The organism is Pseudomonas sp. Yb2C2 (assembly GCF_052112325.1).
In the GTDB taxonomy this organism is placed as follows: domain Bacteria; phylum Pseudomonadota; class Gammaproteobacteria; order Pseudomonadales; family Pseudomonadaceae; genus Aquipseudomonas; species Aquipseudomonas marginalis.
On the sequence record NZ_JAVAJK010000006.1, the window covers coordinates 85811 to 106547 of the forward strand.

Genomic DNA, 20737 nt, shown 5'->3' on the forward strand with positions numbered 1-20737 from the left:
GAGTGTGTACTTATGTCCCAAGAGCTTTCCGCCGAACAGATCCAGCAGGCCCTCCAAGGCATCAGCGTGCCGCCCCAGCCGCAAATCATGGTGGATTTGCAGATGGAGCAGTACATGCCCGACCCGGACCTGGAAGTGATCGCGCGGTTGATCTCCCAGGACCCGGGCCTCTCCGGCGCGCTGCTGAAGATCGTCAACTCGTCCTATTACGGCCTGAGCAACAAGATCGCCTCGATCCAGCGCGCGGTGAACCTGCTGGGCAGCCGCTCGATCATCAACCTGATCAACGCCCTGTCGATCAGGGGCGAGATGAGCGACGACACCATCGTCACCCTCAACCGCTTCTGGGACACCGCCCAGGACGTGGCCATGACCTGCCTCACCCTGGCCAAGCGCACCGGCGCCCAGGCGGTGGACGAGGCCTATGCCCTGGGGCTGTTCCACGACTGCGGCGTGCCGCTGATGCTCAAGCGTTTCCCCAACTACATGACGGTGCTCGAAGAGGCCTACGCCAATGCCGGCCCCGACTGCCGCGTGGTCGACACCGAAAACAATGCGTTCAACACCAACCATGCGGTGGTCGGCTACTACACCGCCAAGTCCTGGCGCCTGCCGGAGCATGTGACCGACGCCATCGCCAACCACCACAATGCCCTGGCGATCTTCAGCGATGAGACGTCGCGCAATCCTCAGTTGAAGAACCTGCTGGCGATCCTGAAGATGGCCGAGCACATCTGCTCGTCCTGCCGCGTGCTGGGCAACCAGTCGGTGGACCATGAGTGGAATGCCATCGGCCACCTGGTGCTGGACTACGTGGGCCTGTCGGACTACGACTTCGAAAGCCTGAAGTTGTCGATCCGCGAACTGGGCGCGCACTGATCCCCCCTTCACGAGGTACACATGCCCGAGTTACCAGAAGTCGAAACCACCCGGCGTGGGATTGCGCCGCACCTGGAAGGCCAGCGGGTCAGTCGCGTGGTGGTGCGTGAGCGGCGCCTGCGCTGGCCGATCCCGGAAGACCTGGATGTGCGCCTGTCCGGCCAGCGCATCGTGCTGGTGGAGCGGCGGGCCAAGTACCTGTTGATCAATGCCGAAGTGGGCACCTTGATCAGCCATCTGGGCATGTCGGGCAACTTGCGCCTGGTCGAGGTCGGCATGCCGGCGGCCAAGCATGAACATGTGGATATCGAGTTGGAGTCCGGCCTGGCCCTGCGCTACACCGACCCTCGGCGTTTCGGCGCGATGCTCTGGAGCCAGGACCCGCATAACCACGAGTTGCTGTTGCGCCTGGGGCCGGAGCCGTTGACCGAGCTGTTTGACGGTGAGCGGTTGTTCCAGCTGTCCCGCGGCAAGTCGATGGCGGTGAAGCCGTTCATCATGGACAACGCGGTGGTGGTGGGCGTGGGCAATATCTATGCGACTGAAGCGTTGTTTGCGGCGGGGATTGATCCGCGTCGCGCGGCCGGCGGTATTTCACGCGGGCGTTATGTGAAGCTGGCGATCGAGATCAAGCGCATTCTGGCGGCGGCGATCGAGCGTGGCGGCACCACGTTGCGCGACTTTATCGGGGGGGATGGGCAGCCAGGGTATTTCCAGCAGGAATTGTTCGTCTACGGCCGCGGTGGCGAGGCGTGCAAGGTCTGCGGGACTGAGCTGCGCAATGTGGTGCTGGGGCAGCGGGCGAGTGTGTTTTGCCCCAGGTGCCAGAGCTGATTGCTGTGTGAGGGCTGATATCGCTATCGGGAGCAAGCCCCCTCCCACATTTTGAACGTATTCACAAATCAAGTGGGAGAGGGCTTGCCCCCGATGAGGCCCTGAAGGACTTCAGGCCTTACCGGTAATCTTCCGGTACTTCTCCATCAACTGCTCTTCCGACTCCGGATGAGCTTCATCCAGCGGAATGCAATCGACCGGGCATACCTGCTGACACTGCGGCTCGTCGTAGTGACCGACGCACTGGGTGCACAGGTTGGGGTCGATCACGTAGATCTCTTCGCCCTGGGAGATGGCGGCGTTCGGGCACTCGGGTTCGCAGACGTCGCAATTGATGCAATCGTCGGTGATGATCAAGGACATGGAAACTCCTGCCAGGGCTGTCAGCCAAGGCATCTGAAAACTAATGCGCGCAATTGTGCCGCATTGGCGCCCGCAGTGCGAGCCGTGGTGAGCGAGGCAAGCCCGCTCACCACATTACTTCTTGAAGCGCAGCGTCAGCGCATCAGCCACGGCCGGATGCACGAACTTGGTGATATCCCCGCCCAAAGCGGCAATTTCACGGACCAACGTCGAGGAAATGAACGAATAACGTTCCGACGGCGTGAGGAACAGGCTTTCCACGTCCGGCGCCAGTTGGCGGTTCATGTTGGCCAGCTGGAATTCGTATTCGAAGTCCGACACCGCGCGCAGGCCACGCAGGAACACATTGGCGTTCTGCTCTTTGGCGAAATGCGCGAGCAACGTGGAAAAGCCCACCACTTCCACGTTGGGCAGGTGCTTGGTGACCTCACGCGCCAGCTCCACGCGCTGTTCCAGGGGGAACAGCGGGTTTTTCTTGGGGCTGGCCGCGACTGCGATGATCACATGGTCGAACAAACGAGAGGCGCGTTCGACCAGATCGCCATGGCCTTTGGTAATCGGGTCGAAGGTACCTGGGTACAACACTCGGTTCATCGCGTCGTCCTGGCGGAGTCCGTTGGGGAACCGGATGGTATCGCAGCCATCCCGGTCGGCCAAGTCAACTTATGCATAAGAAAGCCGTATAGACACCGCGAATGGCGTGTTTTTTCACGCTGTTTTCAGACGTTCGGCCAAGGCTGTCGCCAGTTGAGCGGTTAATCCGTACACCGATAATTGCGGGTTGGCCCCAATACTGGTGGGGAATAACGAACCGTCGTGGATCGACAGGTTGCGCAATTGGTGATGCCGGCCAAGGCTGTCAGCCACCGCGTTTTTGGGATCTTCGCCCATGGCACAGCCGCCCATCACATGGGCGCTGCCCAGGGTTGTCCGGTGCAATTCCAGATTCAAACCCTCAATGACGCTGCGTGCCTCGGCCAAGGTGTTCACGAACCGTGCGTCATGGTGCATGGGCTTGACCGATTTGGCGCCCGCCGCGAACTGGATTTCGGCCATGCTGTGGAAGGCCCGGCGCAGGCCGTCCCAGGCATAGGGTGAGACCTGATAGTCGAGCACCGGCGTACCGTCACCGCGTAAGTCCACGCTGCCGCCCTGGCTGTCGGGGTGAAAGCCGTCACGCAACAGCGCGAGCATGGCGTGGGTATGGGGCAGTTGGCCCATGTCCAGGGCGTTCTGCGTGCCATAGCCGCCGAACAAGGTGCTGGCCAATGCTGGATGCAAGGGCGGCGCTTCAAGCTTGTAGGACATTTTGCCGGTGGTGCCGTCCTGCCACTGGAAATGGTCGGAGTAGATCGACTGCGGCGCGCCGTAGAACGGGTTGATCACCTCGTCGAACAATGCGGCGGAGAAGTTCACCAAGTGCAAAAAGGTCCGCTTGCCCAGCCGCGAATGCGGGTCGGGGGCACCCGAGCGCATCAGCAGCGCCGGGCTGTTGATGCCGCCGCCCGACAGCACGTAATGCTTGGCCTTCACACTGATCCTGCGCCCGGTAGGCGCCACACAGCGCGCGTCCATCGCCACACATTCCAGGCTGCTGATGGTGTCGCCGCTGTATTTGAGCTGCTCGGCGCGCGCCAGGTAGAGCAGTTCACCGCCTTTTTCCAGGGTGGACGGAATGGTGGTCACCAGCATCGACTGCTTGGCGTTGACCGGGCAGCCCATGCCGCAATAACCCAGGTTGAAGCAGCCACGGACGTTGCGCGGGATCACATGCCAGCTGTAGCCGAGCTTTTCGCAGCCTTTGCGGATCACATCATTGTTGGCATTCGGGGGGATGGCCCACGGTGCGATGCCCAGGCGCTGCTCCATCTTTTCGAACCACGGTGCCATCTCTGCACTGCTGTGGCCTTTTACCGCGTACTCGCTGGCCCAATGGCTGAGGGTGGCGTCCGGGGTGCGGAAGCTGGAGGTCCAGTTGATCAGCGTGGTACCGCCCACCGCGCGGCCTTGCAGGATGGTGATGGCGCCGTCCTTGCTCATGCGGCCGATACCTTCCTGATACAGGCTGGCGTAGGCCTCGTCCTCCAGCAGCTTGAAGTCGCTGCTGGTCTTGAGCGGGCCTTCTTCGATCAACAGCACTTTGTAGCCGGCGGCGCTGAGGATCTCGGCAGTGGTGCCGCCACCGGCGCCGCTGCCGATGATGGCCACGTCGGCCTCCAGGGTCAGGTCGCTGTCGAGGGCGGCGCCATTGTGGGTTTTCCAGCCGCGGGCCAGGCCGTCGCGGAACAGATCGGGTACGGGCATCAGGGTCGTCTCTTGTTTTTATTGTGAGGGATGCAAATCAGATCTTCGGCGGGCCGGGGTAGCCGCAATGCGCCCAGGCGGCGGGCCGGAAGTACCAGGCCATGATCACCAGCTTGAGCAGCGAGCCCTGGCCCATGCGCAGCAGGTTCAGGTAGCTGTTTTCCCAGCGGTGCAGGAAGTTGCGGATCTGCTCCGCGCTGGCGTTTTCCCAGCTGCCCCAGATGCCGGTCAACGGGCCACGCGTAATGCCCATGCCGAGCACATCGAACAGCTGCTGGGTGAGCTTGAACATCTCCGGCGACAGGTGCTGCAGGCTGTAGTCGAGTTTTTTCAGCGTGTCTTCAATCCCGGCGACCACGTCCTGGGCGCTGGCCACGCCTTCGAGCAGCACCGGGATCACCGCGCGCAGAAACGGCAGGTCACTGCTGCGCAACATGGCAAAGCCGCTGGCCGGGGTGCTGCTGGAGCAGCCGCTGAGGCTGGCGCCCAATCCGGCCGTGGCCAGGAAGGCGCTGGCACACAGACCGATTTTCAAGACGCCGCGCCGTGATAGCGCGGGTGAATCCGTGAGGCTAGGGTTCATTTTTATTGTTATCCCGTGGGTGGCGGTGTCAGCGGACAAACAACTTCTGGATCAGTTTCTGGATCGATTTGCCGTAGGGCGGGTAGATCAATTTCGCCGCGTTCAGGCGCTGTTTCACCAGCACGCCCTTGGCCTTGCTGAACGTCAGGAACCCTTCATGGCCGTGGTAGTGGCCCATGCCCGACGGGCCGATGCCGCCAAAGGGCATGTCGTCCTGGGCCACGTGCAGGAGGGTGTCGTTCAGGCAGACACCGCCGGAATGGGTCTCATGGAGGACCCGGTCCTGCTCGCGCTTGTTGTAGCCGAAGTAATACAGGGCCAGCGGGCGAGGGCGCTGGTTGATGTAGGCAAAGGCTTGGTCGATGCCGCGATAAGGCACGATCGGCAGCACCGGGCCGAAGATTTCGTCCTGCATCACGGTCATGTCATCGCTGACATTCAGCAGCAGGCTATGGGCCATGCGCCGTGCCTGGCCCTGGTCGTACAGCCGGATCAGGGTGGCGCCCTTGTCGGTGGCGTCCTTGACGTAGGCATTGAGCCGGGCCAATTGACGCTCATTGATGATGGCGGTGTAGTCCGGGTTGTCGGCCAGCGTCGGATAAAACCCGCGAACCGCCTTGCTGTAGGCCTCGACGAAACCCTCCACGCGGTCCTCCGGCACCAGCACGTAGTCCGGGGCCACGCAGGTTTGCCCGGCGTTCAAGGCTTTGCCGAAGGCGATGCGTTCGGCGGCGTCCTTGAGCGGTACGTCGGCGGAGACAATGGCCGGCGACTTGCCGCCCAGTTCCAGGGTGACTGGCGTGAGGTGTTCGGCAGCGGCGCGCATCACGTGCTTGCCAATACTGGTCGCGCCGGTAAACAGCAGGTGATCGAAGCGCAGCTTGGAAAACGCCATGCCCACCTCGGCCTCGCCGAGCACCACGCACACCAGGTCCTCGGGGAAAACCCTCGCCAGTAACGCCTTGAGCAGTTCGCCGGTAGCGGGCGTGGATTCGCTGAGCTTGAGCATCACCCGGTTGCCTGCCGCCAACGCACCGACCAGTGGGCCGATGGCCAGGTACAGCGGGTAGTTCCACGGCACGATCACGCCGACCACGCCCAGGGGTTGGTAAATGACTTTGGCTGACGCGGGTTGGAAGGCCAGGCCTACAGCGCGGCGGGAAGGTTTCATCCAGCCTTTTAGGTGTTTGCTGGCGTAGTGAATGCCATGCAGGCTGGGCATCAGTTCGGCGAACAGGGTTTCGTCGGCGCTGCGCTGGCTGAAATCCTGGCTGATCGCATGGATCAGTGCCTGGCGCTCGTCACTGAGCACATCCCGCAAGGCCTTGAGCCACTGCTGGCGCTGTGCAGCTGGCGGCATCGGGTTGGCGGCGTAGGCGCGGCGTTGGGCGTCGAACAGGTCCTGGAGTTGATCCAGCGCCTGGGCATCTTGCAGGTAGGCAACGTTGGCAGACATGGCGCAGCACCGATTGTTATTGGTCTGCGTGGATTTTTAGAGTCATTACTCTAAATTGTCAAATAACATTGCAGCAACATGCAGATTTATCCTGGCAAGGATAGGCCGTAAGATGCCCTATCACGTGTACAGAAGCTGATTCCCCTATGGCACCACGAGTAAAGACCAGCGAGCGTATTGTGCAAACCAGCCTGGAGCTTTTTAACCAGCAGGGCGAGCGCAGTATCAGCACCAACCATATCGCCGCCCATATGGAAATTTCGCCGGGCAACCTGTACTACCACTTCCCCAACAAGCAAGCGATCATCTCCGTGCTGTTTCGCGAATATGAAGCGTTGGTGGACAGTTTCCTGCGTCCGCCCCAGGGGCGTGCAATGGTCGTGGAGGACAAGCGCTTTTATCTCCAGGCCGTACTGGCCGGCATGTGGCGCTACCGTTTTCTGCACCGCGACCTTGAACACCTGCTGGAGAGCGACCCGGACCTGGCCACCGGCTATCGGCGTTTTTCCCAGCGTTGCCTGATCCAGGGCGGCGCCATCTACCAGGGGTTTGTCGATGCAGGCATCCTGAACATGGACCCGGTGCAAACCGAAGCCCTGACCCTCAATGCCTGGATCATCCTCACCTCCTGGGTGCGTTTCCTGTGCACCACCAATGAAAATTCCGCCCACCTGAGCGCCGAAGCCATCAAGCGCGGGGTGTATCAGGTGCTGGTGCTGGAGGCGGGCTTTGTCACGCCCCGGGCAAAAGAGGCGGTGGATGCATTGTTCAAAGAATTTTACGTGCCGTTGAACCAGGCACTGGAAGAAGTGAAGTAGGACCTTTCCCGAATCTGTTCACAGGAGTCCATCATGCCGCTTGCCCAACTGATCAGCCCCCAGCAATTGGCCGAGCGCCAGACGTCGGCGGGGTTGGTGATCCTGGATTGCCGTTTTGCCTTGGAAGACCCGGATTACGGGCGTTGCAGCTACGCTGAAGGGCATATCGACGGTGCGCAATATGCCGACCTGGAGCGCCATCTCAGCGGGCCGGTGATCAAAGGTGTGACCGGTCGTCACCCGTTACCGGCGGCGGGCACCTTCGCCGAGCAACTGCGGGCATGGGGTATCCATGCTGACACCGATATCGTGCTGTATGACGACGGCCCTGGCGCTTATGCGGCTCGTGCCTGGTGGCTGCTGGCCTGGCTGGGCAAGCGTGACGGTGTGTTTATCCTGGACGGCGGCCTCAAGGCCTGGCATGCCGCGGGTTTCCCGTTGAGCCTGGATGCGCCGGTAATCGAGCGTGGGACTTTCGATGGCACGCCGGACAATCACTTGCTGCTGGATGCCGAACATCTGCAAAAACGCCTGGGCCAACCCGGCCTGACCCTGATCGATGCCCGCGCCCAAGCGCGTTTTCGCGGCGAGGTGGAGCCTATCGACCCCATTGCCGGGCATATCCCCGGTGCGCAATGTGCGGCGTTCAACGAAAACCTGGGCAGTGACGGGCGTTTCCTCCCGGCCGAGCAACTCAAGCAGCGCTTCGCCGCGCAGTTGCAGGGGCGCTCGCCGGAGGAACTGGTGGCGTATTGCGGCTCGGGCGTGACGGCCTGCCACAACCTGTTCGCCCTGAGCCTGGCGGGTTACCCGTTGGGCAAGTTGTATGCGGGGTCGTGGAGCGAGTGGATTACCGATCCGACGCGGGCAATCGCTACGGGGGACTGAGTTCCCGGTCGTGTAAACCCAATCCGAATGTGGGAGGGGCCTGCCCCTCTCACATGTTTAACCGTGTCGTGCCAATAACCATTGCGGTATGCGCCGCTCTAGGTAGTAGCCTGGGCGTTTCAGCGAGCCATCGACGAAGCCCACGTGCCCGCCCTTGGCCGTCAGCTCAAACTCGGTGCACGCCGACAGCTCACTGGCCTCGGGCAAGCTGTGGGCAAACACGAACGGGTCGTCGGCCGCCTGGATAATCAGCGTCGGTGTGCGGATCGCGCCCAGGTAGTAGCGACTCGACGCGCGACGGTAATAGTCCTCGGCACTCAAGAACCCATGCAGCGGCGCGGTGACCCGGCCGTCGAAGTCCCAGAAGGTGCGCATCTTCTCCAGCGAGCCAAGCGCTTCCAGGGTTTTCAGCCCGTCCGCGCGGCCATCCTGTAAAAAACGGCTTTGTTTGACGCGGATATACGCGAGCATTTCACTCATGAAGTGCTTTTGATAAATCCGCGAGAAACCTATCCCGATCCGGTCTGCACACTGGTCCAGGCGAAATGGCACCGACACCGCCGCTGCGCCTTGCAGCCCGGACGCCTCGCCGGTTTCCCCCAGGTGCTTGAGCAGCACATTGCCCCCCAGCGAATAACCCACCGCATACAGCGGCGCCAACGGCCGCTTGGCGCGCAGGTGCGCAATCGCGGCGGCGAGGTCTTCGCTGGCGCCGGAGTGATAGCTGCGCGCCAGCAGGTTGGGCTCGCCCGAACAGCCGCGCCAGTTCAAGGCCGCACTGGCCCAGCCGTGGGCGCCGAGGACTTTTTGCAGGCCGGCCACATAGGGGGAATTGGATGAGCCGGTCAGCCCATGCAGCACCAGCACCAACGGCGCCTGCGCGTCATGGGGGCCATGCCAGTCGAGGTCGAGAAAGTCGCCGTCTTTCAGCCACAGGCGTTCGCGTTGGCGTTCGATATGGGTAGTCGGGCGCCACAGCGGCCCCCACAGGGTTTGCAGGTGAGGGTTGCCGAGGCCGAAGGCGGGGGTGAACAGGTCGGAGGACGGTGTCATGACACTCTCAGTTTTGAGCTGACTCACTGTCTGTGGTGAGCGGGCTTGCTCACCACAGATTTTAAGCGACGCTTTCGACCAATCGATGCCACAGCGCGTAATACACACGACCGGATTTCTGCTCCCGGTGCAGGCGCCAGGCGCCCGGCAAACCCAGGGTAGACGGCGCGGTCTCGCTTTCAGTGTAGATCCACGCGTCCGGTGCCAGCCATTGGCGCTCTTCGAGCAAGGCGCACACGGTCGGCAACAGGTTCTGGTTGAACGGTGGGTCGAGGAACACCACGTCGTAGGCACTGGGCGCCTGGGTTTCCAGGTAGCGCAGGGCGTCGGCGGTCTGCACCTGGCCATTGGTGCAGCGCAGGGTGCCCAGGTGTTCCTTGAGGCTGGACACCGCGACATTGCTGGCATCCAGCGCCTGGGCCTGGGCCGCGCCACGGGACAGCGCCTCCAGGAACAGCGCGCCACTGCCGGCGAACGGGTCCAGCACCTTGGCGCCGGCAATGTACGGCGCCAGCCAGTTGAACAGGGTTTCACGTACGCGGTCCGGCGTCGGGCGCAGGCCCACGACGTCGGGGAAGCTCAGCTTGCGGCTGCCCCATTCGCCGCCAATGATGCGCAGCTGGCCCACACCGTTATGCACGTTGTGGACAGGTTTTTTCGGGCGAGATGAACTGGCCATTAATGCTCCGGAACCCCGAGCGGCTGCTCGGCAGGTTTATCAGTGGGGGGCGGTAGTGGCTTTTGCGCAGTCGTTGGGCCGGCGGTCACGATGACCATCTTGTCGGCGCTCAAGTGTTTGTTCAAGGCCGCCTTGACCTGCTCTACGGTCAGGGCCTGGGATTGTTTCATGAAATCTTCCAGATAGCTCAGCGGCAGGTTGTAGAAACCCATGGCGCCCAGTTGCCCGACGATATCGGCGTTGCTGGCGGTGGACAGCGGGAAGCTGCCGGCCAGCTCGCGCTTGGCGTCATCCAGTTCCTTTTGCGTCGGACCGGTCTTGAGGTAGTCGGCCAGCACGTCTTCGACCAGGCGCAGGGTGCCGCCGCTCATTTCGGCGCGGGTCTGCAGGTTGATCATGAACGGGCCACGCACTTGCATCGGCGAGAAACCGGAGTAAACACCGTAGGTCAGGCCGCGTTTTTCGCGCACTTCGCTCATCAAACGGGTGCCGAAGCCGCCGCCGCCGAGGATCTGGTTGCCCAGGGACAGGGCTGCGTAGTCCGGGTCGGCGCGGTCGATACCCAATTGGGCGAACAGCAGGTGAGTCTGTTTGGACGGGAACTCGATATGGCTCAGGCCGGCCTTGGGCTCGGTTGGCTGGGCGATTTTCGCCATGGCCGGGCCCTTGGGCAGCGAAGCGGACACTTTGGCCGTCATCGCTTCGGCTTCGGCGCGGGTCAAGTCACCGACCACGGCAATCACCGCATTACCCGCCGCATAAGCCTTGGCGTGGAACGCCTGCAGCTGCGCGAGGGTAATCTTCGGAACGCTTTGCGGCGTGCCTTCGCTCGGGTGAGCGTAGGGGTGATCGCCGTACAGGCGCTTGAACAGCTCCAGGCTCGCCAGCTTGCCGGGGTTCTGCTTCTGGTATTCAAAGCCGGCGAGGATCTGGTTCTTGATCCGCGCCAGGGAGTCGGCGGGGAAGGTCGGCTTGCCGATCACCTCGTCAAACAGCGCCAGGGCGGCGTCGCGTTTAGCGCTGTCGCTCAGGCTGCGCAGGGACACCAGCGCCATATCGCGATAAGCGCCATTGCCAAAGTCGGCGCCCAGGCCTTCAAAACCACTGGCAATCTGGCTCACATCCTTGCCCGGTACACCTTCGTTGAGCATGGCGTTGGTCATCAGCGCCAGGCCCGGCACGTTGCCGTCCTGGCTGCTGCCGGCGGCGAACAGGATGCGCATGTCGAACATCGGCAACTCATGGGCCTCGACGAACAGCACCTTGGCGCCTTCGGCGGTGGTCCAGGTTTGCACGTCGAGCTTGCGGTTGGTCGGCGCCTTGCCGTCCAGCTCCGCCAGGGATTGCAGTTTGTTGGCCGATTGAGCCTTATCCAGCGCCTGGCTGGCAACGGACTCACTCGGGCGCAGGAAATACACGGCGCTCGCCGCGACCAGGGTCACGGCGATCAGGCCCGGCAGGATCAGGCGGCTGCTTTTGCGATCACTCATGAGCGGTCTCCTCAGGCAAAACATGGGCGACGCTCAGACGTTCGCGGGTGAAATAGGTGCGCGCGGCCTTCTGGATATCTTCCGGGGTCACGCTTTGCAGGTCGGCCAGTTCGGTGTCCATGAGTTTCCAGGACAGGCCCACGGTTTCCAGGGAGCCAATGGCCGTGGCCTGGCTGGTGATGGAATCGCGTTGGTACACCAGGCCGGCGATGACCTGGGCACGGATGCGTTCCAGTTCTTCGGCGGTCGGTGGCTTGGCCTTCAGCTCTTCCAGCAGGCGCCACAGGCCGGCTTCGGCTTGGGCAACGGTCTTTTTCTTCTGCTGGTTCGGGGTGGCCGAAAGGGTGAACAGGCTGTCGCCCCGGGTGTAGGCGTCGTAGTTGGTGGACGCGGCGGATACCAGCTCTTCGCCACGCTCCAGTTGCTCGGAGATCCGTGCGCTGTAGCCACCGTCCAGCAGGGCCGAGATCAGGCGCAGGGCCTGGACCGAACGCTTGTCTTCGGCGGTGGCCAGGCCAGGTACGTTGAAGCCCAGGATCACGCTCGGCAATTGGGTCTGCACATGCATCGTCAGCAGGCGCTCGCCGGGCTCGGCCAGCTCCATCGGAATCTTGGCGGGCGGTACGTCACGCTTGGGGATCGGGCCGAAGTAGCGCTGGGCGAGGTTTTTTACCTCGTCCGGGGTGACGTCGCCGACCACCACCAACGTGGCGTTGTTCGGTACATACCAGGACTGGTACCAGTGGCGCAGCTCCTCGACCTTCATGCGGTCGAGGTCGGCCATCCAGCCGATGGTCGGGGTGTGATAGCCGCTGGCCGGGAAGGCCATCGCCTTGAAGCGCTCGAAGGCCTTGGACATGGGATTGTCGTCGGTGCGCAGGCGGCGTTCTTCCTTGATCACCTCGATTTCGCGGCTGAACTCGTCGGCCGGCAGGCGCAGGCTGGCCATGCGGTCGGCTTCCAGCTCAAAGGCAACGCCCAGGCGGTCACGGGCCAGCACCTGGTAGTAGGCGGTGTAGTCATCACTGGTGAAGGCGTTTTCTTCGGCGCCCAGGTCACGCAGGATCAGCGAGGCTTCGCCGGGGCCGACCTTGGCGCTGCCCTTGAACATCATGTGCTCCAGGGCGTGGGACAAACCGGTCTGGCCCGGGGTTTCGTAGCTCGAACCGACCTTGTACCAGACCTGGGAAACCACCACCGGCGCGCGATGGTCTTCGCGCACGACCACCTTGAGGCCGTTATCCAGGGTGAATTCATGGGTGGGTTGTGGGTCGGCAGCCAAGGCTGAAAGGGGCAGACAAACTGTGCTGAACAGCAGGCCTGCGGCGTGGCGGGCTAGAGCATTCATTCGTTTTTAAACCTGTTGGGCTGCCCGCTTGGTCTTAGCGTCGGCGGGCGAGGAGGTTAGGGCGTGTCATTCATCATTACCAGTGCCGCGCCGGAGCCTGCTAGTGTGCAGGGCAAGGCGCGAGGAGCGCAGTTTGGTTTTTCCAAATAAGCTCCGAGTAACGCAGCCCTGCACACTAGCAGGCCCGGCCCTTCGGGTTGTGCCTAAAAGTCAGCCAGGCTGCGTTGCAGGCCTTGGCAAGGAAAAGACATTCCCAGCGGCCTGCGCCTTGCCTGGCTGGCTTTTAGGCGACAACGCGGCACTGGTAATGATGAATGACACGCCCTAGGATACTGATCCGACCTAGGGACGGCCACTATGGCTGTCTTGTTAAGGCCCTATTTAGGCCTTACAAAATGTTGCGCATGAACGAGCTGGCTAAAAAACAGTCTGTTACGCATCGAATTTTATTTACCGATGTGCCCCTCGGCGCGTCGCTACCTTGAGATAGCCGTCTCCATGTTTGGTTCCAACGACGACAAGAAGACCCCAGCTGCGGCTGGCGAGAAGAAAGGCCTGTTCGGATGGCTGCGCAAAAAGCCGCAGGAAACCGTCGCTGAACAGCCACAGGTTCAAGCTGAGCCGATCCCCGAGCCTATAGTAGAAGCCGAGCCCGTTGCCGAAGCGCCGGCGCCGGTGGTGTTGCCGATGGCTGAGCCGGTGTTGCAGCCGGTGGCCGAGGTGGAGCCTGAGCCCGAACACAAGCCGTGGCCTGAGCTGCCGGTGCCCGAAGAGCCTGTGGCGCTGGTTGAAGATGTGCAGGCCGAGCATGTGGTGCCGCCGATTCCGGTGACCGTTGAGCCGCAGCCGGTCGTTGTCGAAGCGCCCGCCCCCGTGCCTGCGCTAGTGGAGCCGGTGGTTGCCGCTCCCGCCGTCATCGAACCGCCCGTCGCCTCCACCGAAACCAGCAAGACCGGCTTCTTCGCCCGCCTCAAGCAAGGCCTGAGCAAGACCAGCGCCAGCATCGGCGAAGGCATGGCCAGCCTGTTCCTCGGCAAGAAAGTCATCGACGATGAGCTGCTGGAAGACATCGAAACCCGCCTGCTGACCGCTGACGTGGGCGTCGAAGCCACCGCTGTGATCATCCAGAGCCTGACCCAGAAGGTCGCGCGCAAGCAGCTGACCGATGCCGACGCCCTCTACAAATCCTTGCAGGCCGAGCTGGCTGCGATGCTCAAACCCGTGGAAGCACCGTTGGTGATCACCCCGAACAAGCCGTTCGTGATCCTGGTCGTGGGTGTCAACGGGGCCGGCAAGACCACCACCATCGGCAAACTGGCCAAGAAGCTGCAGTCGGAAGGCAAGAAAGTCATGCTCGCCGCCGGTGACACCTTCCGCGCCGCTGCCGTCGAGCAATTGCAGGTCTGGGGGGAGCGCAACAAGATCCCGGTCATCGCCCAGCACACCGGTGCCGATTCCGCCTCGGTGATCTTCGACGCCGTGCAAGCCGCCAAGGCTCGTAACATCGACGTGCTGATCGCGGATACCGCCGGTCGCCTGCACACCAAAGACAACCTGATGGAAGAGCTGAAGAAAGTCCGCCGCGTGATCGGCAAGCTCGACGCAGACGCCCCGCACGAGGTGTTGCTGGTGCTGGACGCCGGTACCGGCCAGAACGCTATCAGCCAGGCCAAGCAATTCAACCAGACGGTCCAACTGACCGGCCTGGCCTTGACTAAGCTCGACGGCACGGCCAAAGGTGGCGTGATCTTCGCCCTGGCCAAGCAGTTCGGGTTGCCGATTCGTTATATCGGCGTCGGTGAAGGCATCGACGACCTGCGCACCTTTGAAGCCGAACCCTTTGTCCAGGCACTGTTTGCCGAGCGGGAGCGTTCATGATTCGATTCGAACAGGTCGGTAAACGCTATGCCAACGGGCATGTGGGCTTGCATGAGCTGAGCTTTCGAGTGCGTCGCGGCGAGTTCTTGTTTGTCACCGGTCACTCGGGGGCCGGCAAGAGTACGCTGTTGCGCCTGCTGCTGGCCATGGAGCGTCCGACCACGGGCAAGTTGCTGCTGGCGGGCCAGGACCTGGCCACCATCAGCAATGCGCAGATCCCGTTCCTGCGCCGCCAGATCGGCGTGGTGTTCCAGAACCACCAGTTGCTGTTCGATCGCACGGTGTTCAACAACATTGCCCTGCCGTTGCAGATTCTTGGGTTGTCCAAGGCCGAAATCGTCAAGCGCGTGGATTCGGCTCTGGAGCGCGTGGCGCTGTCGGACAAGACCGACCTCTACCCCGGCGACCTGTCCACCGGCCAGCAACAGCGCGTCGGCATTGCCCGCGCCATCGTCCATCGCCCGGCCTTGCTGCTGGCGGACGAACCCACCGGTAACCTCGACCCGCGCCTGGCGGCCGAGATCATGGGCGTATTCGAAGACATCAACCGTCTGGGCACCAGCGTACTGATCGCCAGCCATGACCTGGCGCTGATCGCCCGCATGCGCCATCGCATGCTGACCCTGCAACGCGGTCGCCTGATCGGTGACGGGGAGGCTGGCGTATGAGTGCAACACGTAGCCCCAAGGTTTCCGAGCGCGTGGCGCCGAAACCGGCTGATCCGCAGCCGAAAAAGAAAAAACACGACGACGATGACGGCCCGGACTTCAGTACCCTGCTGCGCGCCTGGATCGAAAGCCATCGCGCCAGCCTGCTGGACAGCCTGCGTCGCCTGGGCAAGCAGCCGATCGGCAGCTTTTTTACCTGCCTGGTGATGGCCGTGGCCCTGAGCCTGCCGATGGGCTTGTCGCTGCTGCTTAATAATGTCGAGCGCCTGGGCGGTTCCTGGCAGCGTGCGGCACAGATTTCCCTATACCTGAACCTGGATGCCAGCACCAAGGAAGGCGAAGCACTACGGGACGATATCAAGAACATGCCGGGCGTCGCGGACGCCGAGTACGTCAGCCGCGACCAGGCCCTTGAGGAGTTCCAGCAACAGTCCGGCCTGGGCGAGGCGCTGAAAGAGCTGCCGCAGAACCCGCTGCCGGGCGTGGTGCTGGTGACGCCGAATGAAGTCGACAAGGCGGGCCTTGAAGCCCTGCGACAAAAACTCGCAGAGATGCCGAAGGTGCAACAGGCGCAACTTGATCTAGTCTGGGTGGAGCGCCTGGCGGCGATCCTCAAGCTGGGCGACCGCTTTGTATTCGGCCTGACGGTGCTATTGGTGTCTGCATTACTTTTGGTGATAGGTAATACCATTCGTCTTCATATTGAAAACCGTCGCACCGAGATAGAAGTGATTAAACTGGTCGGCGGCACGGACAGCTATGTGCGTCGGCCTTTTCTGTACATGGGCGCGCTTTATGGCCTGGGTGCGGGGATTTTGTCCTGGGGCGTGCTGGCATTCGGCCTGAACTGGCTGAACGACGCGGTTGTCGGGCTTGCCGGCTTGTACGGCAGCGATTTTGCCCTGGCCGGGGTGCCGGTTGCCGATGGTCTGTCGCTCTTGCTTGGCGCGGTATTGTTGGGTTATATCGGTGCCTGGATTGCGGTCGCACGGCATTTACGCGAGCTGGCACCGAAGTAGTTAATGTCAGGGTAATGTGGTTTCGTTTGTATTGACCGTATCAGTGGTTTAGGGAACTTGTCCTACGGTTCCCGGTCAATTTTCGCAGTGCTGAACTGCACGAGTTATGTGAGTCGGAGGTTTTTTCGTATGACCACTTCTTTGCAACCTGCTTATGCCTTGGTCCCGGGTGCGAACCTGGAAGCCTATGTGCACACGGTCAACAGCATTCCATTGCTGACGCCCGAGCAGGAGCGTGAACTGGCCGAGAGTCTCTACTATGAGCAGGATTTGGGGGCGGCTCGGCAGATGGTGCTCGCCCACCTGCGTTTTGTCGTACATATCGCCCGTAGCTATAGCGGCTACGGCCTGGCCCAGGCTGACCTGATCCAGGAAGGCAACGTCGGCCTGATGAAGGCTGTAAAGCGCTTCAACCCTGAGATGGGCGTGCGCCTGGTGTCGTTTGCCGTGCACTGGATCAAGGCGGAAATCCACGAGTTCATCCTGCGCAACTGGCGCATCGTGAAAGTCGCGACCACCAAGGCCCAGCGCAAGCTGTTCTTCAACCTGCGCAGCCAGAAAAAACGCCTGGCGTGGCTGAACAACGAGGAAGTCCACCGCGTGGCCGAAAGCCTCGGCGTTGAGCCCCGTGAAGTGCGCGAGATGGAAAGCCGCCTGACCGGCCATGACATGGCCTTCGACCCGGCCGCCGAAGCGGACGACGACAGCGCTTTCCAATCGCCGGCCAATTACCTGGAAGACCACCGGTACGACCCGGCGCGTCAACTGGAAGACGCCGACTGGAGCGACAACTCCAACCACAACCTGCACGAAGCGCTGGAAGTGCTGGACGACCGCAGCCGTGACATCCTCTACCAGCGCTGGCTGGCGGAAGAAAAAGCCACGCTGCACGACCTGGCACAGAAGTACAACGTGTCGGCCGAGCGCATTCGCCAGCTTGAGAAAAGCGCGATGAACAAGCTGAAGTTGTCGATCGCCGCCTGAACATGTGGGAGGGGGTAAGCCCCTCCCACATTTGTTTTGTGTTGTATCAGTCGGACCAAGGCGCTTTGCGGGAATTGTTCAGTTCCACCAGGTAACCCTCTCCGCCCAGCTGGCTCATCTGCTGGCGAATCCAGGCTGCCCGTCGCGCCACATACGCGGTCGGATGGCTGGCACTCCACACCCGTGGATTAGGCAACACCGCCGCCAGGTAGCTGGCCTGCTGCCGGGATAACCCCTTGGCACTCACGCCAAAGTGATGTCGCGCCGCCGCTTGCGCGCCAAACACGCCTTCATCCCATTCCACGCTGTTGAGGTACACCTCAAGAATCCGCTGCTTGGGCCACAACACCTCGATCAGCCCGGTAAACCAGGCTTCCAGGCCTTTGCGCAAATAACTGCGACCCGCCCACAGGAACAGGTTTTTCGACACCTGCTGGCTCAGCGTGCTCGCGCCCCGGATCGAACCGCCGCGCTCGTTGTGCAGGAGCGCTGCCTGGATCGCGCCGAAATCAAAGCCCCAATGCTGCGGGAAGCGTTGGTCTTCACCGGCCATCACCGCCACTTTCAGGTCGTCGGAGAGCTCGTCCCACGGCACCCAGGTGCGTTGCAGGTCAATGGGTTCGCCGTCGAACCAGGATTCGACCTTTCGCTCCACCATCAGCGCGGTGAAGGGCGGCGGGACGACACGGAACAGCAGCACCAGCAGAACACTGCCGATGGCAAACCATTTCACGACGTTGAGAAGGCGTTTGAAGAGGACACGCAGCATAGAGATGGCTTGGCCGAACCCGTTGAGCGGGCCATTATACAGACCCTGTCCAATGAGTCTGACTGGAGTTCCTCATGCTGCGTAGCTTTCTGATGCTGGCTGCCTTTTTCGGCTTCACCGGTGTCGCCCTCGGTGCGTTCGCCGCCCATGGCCTGAAAAGCCGCCTCAGCGCCGAGTACCTGGCGATCTTTCACACCGGCGTGACTTATCAGTTGGTGCACACCCTGGCGCTGTTCGGCGTGGCGTTGCTGGCCGCGCACCTGCCGGGCCGGCTGGTAACGTGGGCTGGCATCTCGTTCGTAGTCGGGATCCTGTTGTTCTCCGGCAGCTTGTATGTGCTGACCATGACCGGCATCAGCAAGCTCGGCATCATCACGCCGTTCGGGGGCCTGGCCTTCCTGTCTGGCTGGTTCCTGTTGGGGCTGGCAGCATGGCGCTTGCAACTGTGACCGCTTGACGCTTGAAGCTGACCTTCAGGTCCCAATCGCGCTAGAATGCTGGCCCCTAAAAACGATGGCGGCCCCTGGCATGCGCATTCAGTTGAACGGCGAATCCCTTGAACTGCCCGACGGTGAAACCGTTGCGGCCCTGCTGACCCGCCTGGACCTGACCGGGCGTCGCGTCGCAGTGGAACTCAACCTGGATATCGTCCCGCGTAGCCAGCACGCCGAGACCACGCTCACCGAGGGTGACCAGGTCGAGGTGGTCCACGCCATCGGCGGCGGCTAGTCCCGCGCGTTTATGTAGCCCCGGATTCTGCAGAACCTCACCCCATTTCGAGGATTTCCCATGAGCATCGTTCGCAACGACAAGCCCTTCGTCCTGGCCGGTCGTACCTACCAGTCCCGTCTGCTGGTCGGCACCGGCAAGTACCGCGACATGGAAGAAACCCGCCAGGCCATCGAAGCCTCGGGCGCCGAGATCGTGACCTTCGCCGTGCGCCGCACCAACCTCGGCCAGATCGAGGGCGAGCCGAACCTGCTCGACGTGCTGTCGCCGGATCGCTACACCTTCCTGCCGAACACCGCCGGTTGCTACGACGCTATCGAAGCCGTGCGTACCTGCCGCCTGGCCCGTGAACTGCTCGACGGCCACAACCTGGTCAAGCTGGAAGTGCTGGCTGACCAGAAAACCCTGTTCCCCAACGTGATCGAAACCCTCAAGGCCGCAGAAACCCTGGTCAAGGAAGGTTTTGACGTGATGGTCTACACCAGCGATGACCCGATCATCGCCCGCCAACTGGCCGAAATCGGCTGTATCGCCGTGATGCCGCTGGCCGGCCTGATCGGTTCCGGGCTGGGTATCTGCAATCCGTACAACCTGCAGATAATCCTCGAAGAAGCCAAGATCCCGGTCTTGGTGGACGCCGGTGTCGGTACCGCCTCCGACGCCACCATCGCCATGGAACTGGGCTGTGACGCGGTGCTGATGAACTCGGCCATCGCCCACGCCCAGCACCCGGTGCTGATGGCCGAAGCCATGAAACACGCCATCGTCGCCGGCCGCCTGGCCTACCTTGCCGGGCGCATGCCAAAAAAACTCTACGCCAGCGCCTCTTCGCCGCTGGATGGTCTGATCAAGTAAGAGCCATTGATGACTGAATCAAACGAAACGCCGAACACCGTGGAAGAAGGCGACGAGTCCAAGCACCGCCGCATCAAGAGTTTTGTGATGCGCGCCGGCCGCATGACCGAGGGCCAGCAAAAGGGCCTGGAGCAAGGTACGCCGCTGTTCGTCCTGCCCCTGGCCGATGCGCCGGTGGACTATGACCAGGTGTTCGGCCGTTCGGCCCCGCGTTCCCTGGAAATCGGTTTCGGCATGGGCCACTCCCTGCTGGAAATGGCCGCAGCCTCGCCGGAACAGGATTTCATCGGTGTGGAAGTCCACCGCCCAGGTGTCGGTGCGCTGCTTAATGGCGTGCTGACACAAGGCCTGACCAACCTGCGGGTCTATGACTGCGACGCGATCGAAGTGCTCAACCGATGCATCGCCGACAACAGCCTCGACCGCCTGATGCTGTTCTTCCCCGACCCATGGCACAAGAGCCGTCACCACAAGCGCCGCATCGTCCAGGCCTCCTTCGCGGAACTGGTGCGCAGCAAGCTGAAAGTCGGCGGTGTCCTGCATATGGCTACCGACTGGGAACCCTATGCCGAATACATGCTGGAAGTGATGGACGTTGCCCCTGGCTACCGCAACCTGGCGCAAGACGGCAAATGCGTGCCACGCCCGGCCGAACGCCCGATCACCAAGTTCGAGCGGCGTGGTGAGCGGCTGGGGCATGGGGTTTGGGATTTGAAGTTCGAGAAAGTCGACTGACAAGTCCCTGGCTTGGAATGCAGTAAAAAATGTGGGAGCGGGCTTGCCCCCTCCCACAGTTGTTTTGTGTTGGATTTGAGGTCAGCGGCGATCGGCGACGACGCCAATCAACACCAGCACCACCACCAGCACCGGCGCCAGGCTGTAGTTATTGAACTGGCTCAATCCCCGCACAATCCACGGCGTGGCGTAGATCAGCGCCGCACCGCTGCCGATCATGCACAGCAGGGCCATCAACGGTACGCGCAACGCGCCGGCAACGCTGCCCAGGCGTGCTTCGACCCAGCCCTTGATGTCGGCGCCAAACAGCACCAGCAAACAGCCCACAAGGGCCAGGGAGATTTCCGACAGGTTGCTGCGGCTCCAGCGGGATACCGTGGCGAGCAGGTCGAGTACCAGATCCAT

Annotated in this window: 23 protein-coding genes; 12 read left to right on the forward strand and 11 right to left on the reverse strand. The window is 62.1% G+C overall.

Translation table 11 applies throughout. From position 1 onward, the window contains the following. The first annotated feature begins 66 nt into the window (after window positions 1-66). Window positions 67-879: an HDOD domain-containing protein gene (locus Q8X51_RS10125; RefSeq protein WP_169898796.1), complete on the forward strand. Its 813-nt coding sequence runs from the start codon at window positions 67-69 to the stop codon at window positions 877-879. Window positions 880-900: 21 nt separating this feature from the next. Further along, window positions 901-1713, forward strand: coding sequence for a bifunctional DNA-formamidopyrimidine glycosylase/DNA-(apurinic or apyrimidinic site) lyase (gene mutM / locus Q8X51_RS10130; RefSeq protein ID WP_053127956.1), 813 nt, complete (start codon window positions 901-903; stop codon window positions 1711-1713). Between the two features lie 111 nt (window positions 1714-1824). Here the strand turns inward: mutM and Q8X51_RS10135 are convergent, their stop codons facing one another. The 5 genes from Q8X51_RS10135 to Q8X51_RS10155 all read right to left on the reverse strand — a co-directional run bounded on the left by Q8X51_RS10135 (window position 1825) and on the right by Q8X51_RS10155 (window position 6419). Further along, the gene (locus tag Q8X51_RS10135; RefSeq protein WP_008364838.1) at window positions 1825-2076 is read right to left on the reverse strand and encodes a YfhL family 4Fe-4S dicluster ferredoxin; all 252 of its coding nucleotides are present in this window, start codon (window positions 2074-2076) and stop codon (window positions 1825-1827) included. A 114-nt stretch (window positions 2077-2190) separates the two neighbouring features. Continuing rightward, window positions 2191-2670, reverse strand: coding sequence for a pantetheine-phosphate adenylyltransferase (gene coaD, locus Q8X51_RS10140; protein ID WP_003176711.1), 480 nt, complete (start codon window positions 2668-2670; stop codon window positions 2191-2193). 114 nt (window positions 2671-2784) lie between these two features. Next, the gene (locus tag Q8X51_RS10145; RefSeq protein ID WP_065923865.1) at window positions 2785-4380 is read right to left on the reverse strand and encodes a GMC family oxidoreductase; all 1596 of its coding nucleotides are present in this window, start codon (window positions 4378-4380) and stop codon (window positions 2785-2787) included. Between the two features lie 37 nt (window positions 4381-4417). Next, the gene (locus Q8X51_RS10150) at window positions 4418-4963 is read right to left on the reverse strand and encodes a twin-arginine translocation pathway signal protein (protein ID WP_065923864.1); all 546 of its coding nucleotides are present in this window, start codon (window positions 4961-4963) and stop codon (window positions 4418-4420) included. A gap of 28 nt (window positions 4964-4991) precedes the next feature. Beyond that, on the reverse strand, window positions 4992-6419 hold the full coding sequence (locus Q8X51_RS10155) for a coniferyl aldehyde dehydrogenase (protein ID WP_065923863.1): 1428 nt from the start codon (window positions 6417-6419) through the stop codon (window positions 4992-4994). A 146-nt stretch (window positions 6420-6565) separates the two neighbouring features. Between Q8X51_RS10155 and Q8X51_RS10160 the strand changes: the two genes are divergently transcribed. Continuing rightward, window positions 6566-7237 (forward strand): TetR/AcrR family transcriptional regulator, encoded by a 672-nt coding sequence (locus tag Q8X51_RS10160; RefSeq protein WP_407693681.1) that lies wholly within the window; start codon window positions 6566-6568, stop codon window positions 7235-7237. A 33-nt stretch (window positions 7238-7270) separates the two neighbouring features. Then, on the forward strand, window positions 7271-8125 hold the full coding sequence (locus Q8X51_RS10165; RefSeq protein ID WP_137212357.1) for a sulfurtransferase: 855 nt from the start codon (window positions 7271-7273) through the stop codon (window positions 8123-8125). Between the two features lie 57 nt (window positions 8126-8182). On the opposite strand, the gene Q8X51_RS10170 is transcribed toward Q8X51_RS10165, so the two are convergent. The 4 genes from Q8X51_RS10170 to Q8X51_RS10185 all read right to left on the reverse strand — a co-directional run bounded on the left by Q8X51_RS10170 (window position 8183) and on the right by Q8X51_RS10185 (window position 12695). After that, window positions 8183-9178, reverse strand: a complete 996-nt coding sequence (locus Q8X51_RS10170; protein ID WP_407693680.1) for a hydrolase — start codon at window positions 9176-9178, stop codon at window positions 8183-8185. 61 nt (window positions 9179-9239) lie between these two features. Beyond that, entirely contained in the window at window positions 9240-9857 is a 618-nt protein-coding gene (rsmD, locus tag Q8X51_RS10175; protein ID WP_027606107.1) for a 16S rRNA (guanine(966)-N(2))-methyltransferase RsmD, read from the reverse strand. After that, the gene (locus tag Q8X51_RS10180; RefSeq protein WP_323146206.1) at window positions 9857-11347 is read right to left on the reverse strand and encodes a M16 family metallopeptidase; all 1491 of its coding nucleotides are present in this window, start codon (window positions 11345-11347) and stop codon (window positions 9857-9859) included. Before Q8X51_RS10180 ends, rsmD begins: the two co-directional genes overlap by 1 nt. Then, on the reverse strand, window positions 11340-12695 hold the full coding sequence (locus Q8X51_RS10185; RefSeq protein ID WP_065923859.1) for a M16 family metallopeptidase: 1356 nt from the start codon (window positions 12693-12695) through the stop codon (window positions 11340-11342). Before Q8X51_RS10185 ends, Q8X51_RS10180 begins: the two co-directional genes overlap by 8 nt. A gap of 498 nt (window positions 12696-13193) precedes the next feature. Here Q8X51_RS10185 and ftsY point away from each other — a divergent pair, with 498 nt between their 5' ends. From ftsY to rpoH, 4 genes are all read left to right on the forward strand, one after another. Continuing rightward, window positions 13194-14573, forward strand: a complete 1380-nt coding sequence (gene ftsY, locus Q8X51_RS10190) for a signal recognition particle-docking protein FtsY (protein WP_315872711.1) — start codon at window positions 13194-13196, stop codon at window positions 14571-14573. Next, window positions 14570-15241, forward strand: a complete 672-nt coding sequence (gene ftsE, locus Q8X51_RS10195; RefSeq protein WP_003213784.1) for a cell division ATP-binding protein FtsE — start codon at window positions 14570-14572, stop codon at window positions 15239-15241. The genes ftsY and ftsE overlap by 4 nt, the downstream gene beginning before the upstream one ends. Beyond that, the gene (ftsX, locus tag Q8X51_RS10200) at window positions 15238-16260 is read left to right on the forward strand and encodes a permease-like cell division protein FtsX (protein ID WP_065923857.1); all 1023 of its coding nucleotides are present in this window, start codon (window positions 15238-15240) and stop codon (window positions 16258-16260) included. Before ftsE ends, ftsX begins: the two co-directional genes overlap by 4 nt. Before the next feature lie 129 nt (window positions 16261-16389). Continuing rightward, on the forward strand, window positions 16390-17244 hold the full coding sequence (gene rpoH / locus Q8X51_RS10205; protein WP_003176698.1) for an RNA polymerase sigma factor RpoH: 855 nt from the start codon (window positions 16390-16392) through the stop codon (window positions 17242-17244). Window positions 17245-17290: 46 nt separating this feature from the next. Here rpoH and mtgA read toward each other — a convergent pair whose 3' ends face one another. Further along, window positions 17291-18013, reverse strand: coding sequence for a monofunctional biosynthetic peptidoglycan transglycosylase (gene mtgA, locus Q8X51_RS10210; protein ID WP_065923856.1), 723 nt, complete (start codon window positions 18011-18013; stop codon window positions 17291-17293). A 74-nt stretch (window positions 18014-18087) separates the two neighbouring features. Here mtgA and Q8X51_RS10215 point away from each other — a divergent pair, with 74 nt between their 5' ends. The 4 genes from Q8X51_RS10215 (at window position 18088) to trmB (ending at window position 20332) form a co-directional block, all read left to right on the forward strand. Further along, complete coding sequence (locus tag Q8X51_RS10215; protein WP_065923855.1) at window positions 18088-18462, forward strand: DUF423 domain-containing protein; 375 nt, start codon at window positions 18088-18090, stop codon at window positions 18460-18462. 79 nt (window positions 18463-18541) lie between these two features. Further along, the gene (gene thiS / locus Q8X51_RS10220; RefSeq protein WP_049711100.1) at window positions 18542-18742 is read left to right on the forward strand and encodes a sulfur carrier protein ThiS; all 201 of its coding nucleotides are present in this window, start codon (window positions 18542-18544) and stop codon (window positions 18740-18742) included. A 60-nt stretch (window positions 18743-18802) separates the two neighbouring features. After that, window positions 18803-19597, forward strand: a complete 795-nt coding sequence (locus tag Q8X51_RS10225) for a thiazole synthase (RefSeq protein ID WP_065946518.1) — start codon at window positions 18803-18805, stop codon at window positions 19595-19597. A 9-nt stretch (window positions 19598-19606) separates the two neighbouring features. Next, window positions 19607-20332 (forward strand): tRNA (guanosine(46)-N7)-methyltransferase TrmB, encoded by a 726-nt coding sequence (trmB, locus tag Q8X51_RS10230; RefSeq protein ID WP_065946517.1) that lies wholly within the window; start codon window positions 19607-19609, stop codon window positions 20330-20332. An 81-nt stretch (window positions 20333-20413) separates the two neighbouring features. Here the strand turns inward: trmB and Q8X51_RS10235 are convergent, their stop codons facing one another. Next, the gene (locus Q8X51_RS10235; RefSeq protein ID WP_010207241.1) at window positions 20414-20737 is read right to left on the reverse strand and encodes a DUF3392 domain-containing protein; all 324 of its coding nucleotides are present in this window, start codon (window positions 20735-20737) and stop codon (window positions 20414-20416) included.

Bases quoted from the DNA above. Each gene is read 5' to 3' on its own strand.
- Q8X51_RS10150 (WP_065923864.1), bottom strand. From the start codon at position 4,963: ATGAACCCTAGCCTCACGGATTCACCCGCGCTATCACGGCGCGGCGTC.
- rsmD (WP_027606107.1), bottom strand. From the start codon at position 9,857: ATGGCCAGTTCATCTCGCCCGAAAAAACCTGTCCACAACGTGCATAAC.
- Q8X51_RS10155 (WP_065923863.1), bottom strand. From the start codon at position 6,419: ATGTCTGCCAACGTTGCCTACCTGCAAGATGCCCAGGCGCTGGATCAA.
- ftsY (WP_315872711.1), top strand. From the start codon at position 13,194: ATGTTTGGTTCCAACGACGACAAGAAGACCCCAGCTGCGGCTGGCGAG.
- mtgA (WP_065923856.1), bottom strand. From the start codon at position 18,013: ATGCTGCGTGTCCTCTTCAAACGCCTTCTCAACGTCGTGAAATGGTTT.
- Q8X51_RS10180 (WP_323146206.1), bottom strand. From the start codon at position 11,347: ATGAGTGATCGCAAAAGCAGCCGCCTGATCCTGCCGGGCCTGATCGCC.
- Q8X51_RS10135 (WP_008364838.1), bottom strand. From the start codon at position 2,076: ATGTCCTTGATCATCACCGACGATTGCATCAATTGCGACGTCTGCGAA.
- Q8X51_RS10225 (WP_065946518.1), top strand. From the start codon at position 18,803: ATGAGCATCGTTCGCAACGACAAGCCCTTCGTCCTGGCCGGTCGTACC.
- thiS (WP_049711100.1), top strand. From the start codon at position 18,542: ATGCGCATTCAGTTGAACGGCGAATCCCTTGAACTGCCCGACGGTGAA.
- rpoH (WP_003176698.1), top strand. From the start codon at position 16,390: ATGACCACTTCTTTGCAACCTGCTTATGCCTTGGTCCCGGGTGCGAAC.
- Q8X51_RS10170 (WP_407693680.1), bottom strand. From the start codon at position 9,178: ATGACACCGTCCTCCGACCTGTTCACCCCCGCCTTCGGCCTCGGCAAC.
- Q8X51_RS10235 (WP_010207241.1), bottom strand. From the start codon at position 20,737: ATGGATCTGGTACTCGACCTGCTCGCCACGGTATCCCGCTGGAGCCGC.
- Q8X51_RS10160 (WP_407693681.1), top strand. From the start codon at position 6,566: ATGGCACCACGAGTAAAGACCAGCGAGCGTATTGTGCAAACCAGCCTG.
- trmB (WP_065946517.1), top strand. From the start codon at position 19,607: ATGACTGAATCAAACGAAACGCCGAACACCGTGGAAGAAGGCGACGAG.
- ftsX (WP_065923857.1), top strand. From the start codon at position 15,238: ATGAGTGCAACACGTAGCCCCAAGGTTTCCGAGCGCGTGGCGCCGAAA.
- ftsE (WP_003213784.1), top strand. From the start codon at position 14,570: ATGATTCGATTCGAACAGGTCGGTAAACGCTATGCCAACGGGCATGTG.
- Q8X51_RS10215 (WP_065923855.1), top strand. From the start codon at position 18,088: ATGCTGCGTAGCTTTCTGATGCTGGCTGCCTTTTTCGGCTTCACCGGT.
- Q8X51_RS10185 (WP_065923859.1), bottom strand. From the start codon at position 12,695: ATGAATGCTCTAGCCCGCCACGCCGCAGGCCTGCTGTTCAGCACAGTT.
- coaD (WP_003176711.1), bottom strand. From the start codon at position 2,670: ATGAACCGAGTGTTGTACCCAGGTACCTTCGACCCGATTACCAAAGGC.
- Q8X51_RS10145 (WP_065923865.1), bottom strand. From the start codon at position 4,380: ATGCCCGTACCCGATCTGTTCCGCGACGGCCTGGCCCGCGGCTGGAAA.
- Q8X51_RS10165 (WP_137212357.1), top strand. From the start codon at position 7,271: ATGCCGCTTGCCCAACTGATCAGCCCCCAGCAATTGGCCGAGCGCCAG.
- mutM (WP_053127956.1), top strand. From the start codon at position 901: ATGCCCGAGTTACCAGAAGTCGAAACCACCCGGCGTGGGATTGCGCCG.